Source organism: Rhizobium alarense (assembly GCF_021555155.1).
Classification (GTDB): domain Bacteria; phylum Pseudomonadota; class Alphaproteobacteria; order Rhizobiales; family Rhizobiaceae; genus Rhizobium_D; species Rhizobium_D alarense.
The window spans coordinates 1-4,636 of record NZ_JAKGBU010000159.1; the positions used below are offsets into that span (position 1 = coordinate 1).

The following is a 4,636-nucleotide window of genomic DNA, read 5'->3' on the forward strand; positions in this document are numbered from 1 at the left end:
GCCCGCCGGCCGTCGCACATTCGGGTGGGATTTGCCCGGCACGGTGCCGGTCCACCCTTTCGCCCCGCGGCTTTGTCCGTCATTCTAGTGCTCTATCCGGCAGGGGGCCGTCTTTGAGAAAATACGTACTCAACCTCGTGCTGGCTCGCCTGCTGGTCGCCGGCCTGACGCTGCTCATCGTTTCCTTTGCGGTGTTCTTCGCCACAGCCATGCTGCCTGGCGATACCGCGACGATCCTGCTCGGCCAGGCGGCGACGCCGGAAGCGATTGCCGGCCTGCGCAGCGCCATGCATCTCGACGAGCCGGCCTATCTTCGCTTCCTGCGCTGGCTTGGCGGACTTGCGAGCGGCGACCTCGGCACGTCCTATGTCAACAATGTCGCCGTGGCCGACCTCATCGGCGGGCGCTTCGTCAACACCATGCGGCTTGCCGGCATCACCACGCTCTTCGCTGTGCCCCTGGCGCTGACGCTCGGCATCACCGCAGCCATGTTCCGCGGTTCGCTCTACGACCGCGCGGTGACGATCATCACGATCGGCGTCATCTCGATCCCGGAATTCATGGTCGCCACCTCGGCCGTCTTGATCTTCGCCGTCTATCTGAAGTGGCTGCCGGCGCTGTCCTTTGCCAACGACGTCACGTCGATCTGGCAGATGCTCGAAATCTACGCCATGCCGGTGATCAGCCTGACCTTCGTCGTCGCCGCGCAGATGATCCGCATGACGCGCGCCGCGGTGATCGACACGATCAACACCCCCTACGTCGAGACGGCCCTGCTGAAGGGCGCCTCCCGCCCCCGCCTCGTCCTGCGGCACGCCCTGCCGAACGCCATCGGCCCCATCGTCAATGCGGTGGCCCTTTCTCTTTCCTATCTGGTGGGCGGCGTCATCATCGTCGAGACCATCTTCAACTATCCCGGCATCGCCAAGCTGATGGTCGACGGCGTGGCGACCCGCGACCTGCCGCTCATCCAGTCCTGCGCGATGATTTTCTGCGTCGGTTACCTCACCCTGATCACGCTCGCGGATATCGTTGCCATCCTTGCCAATCCGAGGCTCCGCTGACCATGACCCCATCCGGCACCCTTTCGCAAAAGCTCGGCTACCGTTTCAGCTGGGTCGGCATGGTCGGCCTGTCGATCATTCTCTTCTGGGCGATCATGGCGCTGATCGCGCCGCATATCATCCCGCATCCGGTCGGCGAGATCGTCGACGAGGACTATTTCGGCCCGATCAGCGACAGGTTCTGGCTCGGATCGGACTATCTCGGCCGCGACATGCTGTCCCGCGTGCTGATGGGTGCCCGCTACACCGTCGGCATTTCACTTGCCGCCGTCTCCATCGCCTGTTTCTCCGGCGTCGTGCTGGGCATGGCGGCTGCCGTCATCGGCGGATGGTTCGACACAATACTGAGCCGCTTCCTCGATGCGATGAACTCCATTCCGAGCAAGCTCTCCGGCCTTGTCGTCGTCGCGGCGGTCGGCTCGTCGATCAGCGTGCTGATCGCAACGCTTGCCGTCATCTATACGCCGGGCGCCTATCGCTTCGCCCGGGCGCTCGCCGTCAACATCAACACGATGGACTACATTACGGTGGCGCGCACGCGCGGCGAGGGAATCCTCTACATCATCGGCTCGGAAATCCTGCCGAACATCATCGGTCCGGTACTCGCCGACCTGGGTCTCCGCTTCGTCTTCATCGTGCTCCTGCTGTCGGGCCTCTCCTTCCTCGGCCTCGGCGTGCAGCCGCCCTATGCGGACTGGGGCGCGCTGGTGCACGAAAATGTCGGCGGCCTGCCCTTCGGCGCGCCCGCCGTCATCGTGCCGTCGCTGGCGATCGCCAGCCTGACGATCAGCGTCAACCTGCTGATCGACAACCTGCCGCAGAAAATCCGCGACCGGAGCGCCTAGATGGAAAACCTCGTCGAAGTCCGTGACCTGAAGGTCGAGGCCACCACCGATTCAGGCCGCCACGTCGCGATCATCAAGGGCGTCAGCCTCGACATCGCACCCGGCGAGATCGTCGCGCTGATCGGCGAAAGCGGATCGGGCAAGACGACGATCGCGCTGACGCTGATGGGATACACCCGTGCCGGCTGCCGGCTTTCTGGCGGCAGCGTGCGGGTCGGCGGACGGGACATGGTGACGCTCAGCGAAAAGCAGCGCGCGGCGATCCGCGGCACTGAGGTGTCCTACGTGCCGCAATCCGCCGCCGCCGCCTTCAATCCGGCCATGCGGATCATCGACCAGGTGACGGAGGTGACCCGCATCCACGGGCTGATGCCGGCGGAGGAGGCCAGACGCAAAGCCATCGGACTGTTCCGCGCCCTCTCGCTGCCCGGTCCCGACACCATCGGCGAGCGTTTTCCCCATCAGGTCTCGGGTGGCCAGTTGCAGCGCCTTTCCGCAGCCATGGCGCTGATCGGCGATCCGAAACTCGTCATCTTCGATGAGCCGACCACCGCGCTCGACGTCACCACCCAGATCGAGGTGCTGCGCGCCTTCAAGTCCGTGATGAAGGCAGGCGGCATTGCGGGCGTCTACGTTTCGCACGATCTCGCCGTCGTCGCCCAGATCGCCGACCGCATCGTCGTGCTGCGCAACGGCGAGGTGCAGGAAACGGGCCCGACCGCCGATATCCTGTCGAAGGCGACGCATCCCTATACGCGCGAACTGCTGGCCGCCTTCGAGCCGAAACCGCATGGCGGCGCCGCAGATGCCGGGCAGGAGAAGAAGCCGCTTCTCGAAATCAGCGGCCTTCTTGCCGGCTACGGACCGGTGCAGGCCGATGGCCTGCCGCTGGTGCGCGCCGTCCAGGACGCCAGCCTTATCGTGGAAAGGGGCCGCAATCTCGGCATCATCGGCGAGTCCGGCTGCGGCAAGTCCACCCTTGCCCGCGCCATCGCCGGCATCCTGCCCGCGTCGCAGGGCTCGATGGTCTTCGACGACCGCGCGCTTGCCCGCTCGGCCCGCCAACGCAGCCGCGACCAGTTGCGCGAACTGCAGATCGTCTTCCAGTATGCCGACACGGCGCTCAATCCGGCAAAATCGATCGAGGACATTCTCGGCCGGCCGCTCACCTTCTATCACGGCATGAAGGGCAAGGTGCGTGATGCCCGCATCGACCAGTTGCTCGACATGGTGCACCTGCCGAAGACGCTCCGGCATCGCCGGCCCGCGGAACTGTCCGGCGGACAAAAGCAGCGCGTCAACTTCGCCCGCGCGCTTGCCGCCGAGCCGAAACTCATCCTCTGCGACGAGGTGACGTCTGCCCTCGACACCGTGGTCGCCGCCGCCGTCATCGACCTGCTCAAGGAGTTGCAGCGCGAGCTCTCGCTCTCCTACATCTTCATCAGCCACGATCTTTCGGTGGTCGAGGCGATCTGCGACCAGATCGTCGTGATGTATGCCGGCCGCAAGGTCGAGGAGATCACGCCATCCGGCCTGAAGGCCCCGCAGCACCCCTATTCGCAACTGCTGTTTTCGTCGGTCCCGAAGCTCGATCCGGGCTGGCTCGATGCGCTGGAACTCGATCCGGACCTGGTGAAAGCCTACGGTCACCAATAAGGCCGGCGGCTTTTCGGGACGGCGCTAAAGCGGGAACAGGCTCGTCAGCGGCATATGCGCCTTGACGATCGGCGACTTCAGCACGACGAAGCTGAAATATTTGTCGATGCCGATATCCATGTCCGTCAGCCGCTCCATGATCGTCTGATATTCGCCGATGCCGGCGGTGACGAACTTCAGGAGATAGTCGTAGCCGCCCGAGACGAGATGGCATTCGATCACCTGGTCGATCTTTTCCACGGCGGCCAGGAACCGGGCGAAATCGATCTGCCGGTGGTTCTTCAGCGTGATTTCCGTGAAGACGGTCAGCGTCTGGCCGAGCTTGCCAACATTGATCTGGGCCGAATAACCCTGGATATAGCCTTCCTGCTGCAGTTTCTTGACGCGCATTAGGCACGGACTGGGCGACAGGTTCACCAGTTCGGCCAGCTCGACATTGGTGATGCGGCCGTTCTTCTGCAACTCGTAGAGAATCTTGATGTCGATCCGGTCGAGTTTCATTCACGGTCCCCTTCGGTGGCATCGAGAGTACGGCAAAATTTTATGCTGTGTTTTTCAAGGATCGAGCTTAACACCATGGCAACGCTTGTCTATTCCATTCTGCGCGTCGATAGTCGGCAGGATCGGCGGGATTGTCGTCCCGCCGCGGAATCTTCTGCCGCAGCGCTTTGATGTGCGGCATCCTCGTTCCGGGCGGGCCACTATGCTTGCCTGACGAGAAGGAGATCGCCCATGCCCGCACCGCTGACGCTCGTGGAAACCCCGGCTGGCCTGCCCCGCGCGGCAGATGCCGTCGTCATCGGAGCCGGTATCGTCGGCATCTTCACCGCCTACTTTCTGGCGAAGAGGGGCCTGAAGGTCGTCGTCGTCGAAAAGGGCCGCGTCGGGGCCGAACAGTCGAGCCGCAACTGGGGCTGGTGCCGCCAGCAGAACCGCGACGCGCGTGAATTGCCCATGGCGACGAAGAGCCTGGACCTGTGGGAAAGCTTCGCCGCGGAAACGGGCGAGGACACCGGCTTCCGGCGTTGCGGCCTCCTCTATCTCAGCGACGACGGGGAGGAGCTCGCGGGA

Annotated in this window: 5 protein-coding genes; 4 read left to right on the forward strand and 1 reads right to left on the reverse strand. The window is 64.0% G+C overall.

Translation table 11 applies throughout. The features are described 5' to 3' along the window. Positions 1 to 113 precede the first annotated feature (113 nt). Genes LXM94_RS25555 through LXM94_RS25565 form a run of 3 tightly spaced genes read left to right on the forward strand, consistent with a single transcriptional unit; the run spans position 114 to position 3,565 of the window. The gene (locus LXM94_RS25555) at positions 114 to 1,064 is read left to right on the forward strand and encodes an ABC transporter permease (RefSeq protein ID WP_235774665.1); all 951 of its coding nucleotides are present in this window, start codon (positions 114 to 116) and stop codon (positions 1,062 to 1,064) included. After that, positions 1,061 to 1,909 (forward strand): ABC transporter permease, encoded by an 849-nt coding sequence (locus tag LXM94_RS25560; RefSeq protein WP_408015704.1) that lies wholly within the window; start codon positions 1,061 to 1,063, stop codon positions 1,907 to 1,909. Before LXM94_RS25555 ends, LXM94_RS25560 begins: the two co-directional genes overlap by 4 nt. Further along, a complete protein-coding gene (locus LXM94_RS25565; RefSeq protein ID WP_235774669.1) occupies positions 1,910 to 3,565 on the forward strand; it encodes an ABC transporter ATP-binding protein in 1,656 nt (551 codons plus the stop codon). 24 nt (positions 3,566 to 3,589) lie between these two features. Here LXM94_RS25565 and LXM94_RS25570 read toward each other — a convergent pair whose 3' ends face one another. Continuing rightward, positions 3,590 to 4,066 (reverse strand): Lrp/AsnC family transcriptional regulator, encoded by a 477-nt coding sequence (locus LXM94_RS25570; RefSeq protein WP_235774671.1) that lies wholly within the window; start codon positions 4,064 to 4,066, stop codon positions 3,590 to 3,592. A gap of 231 nt (positions 4,067 to 4,297) precedes the next feature. On the opposite strand from LXM94_RS25570, the gene LXM94_RS25575 reads away from it, so the two are divergent. After that, positions 4,298 to 4,636, forward strand: a 339-nt coding sequence (locus LXM94_RS25575) for an NAD(P)/FAD-dependent oxidoreductase (RefSeq protein ID WP_235774673.1), incomplete at its 3' end; no start/stop codon positions are given.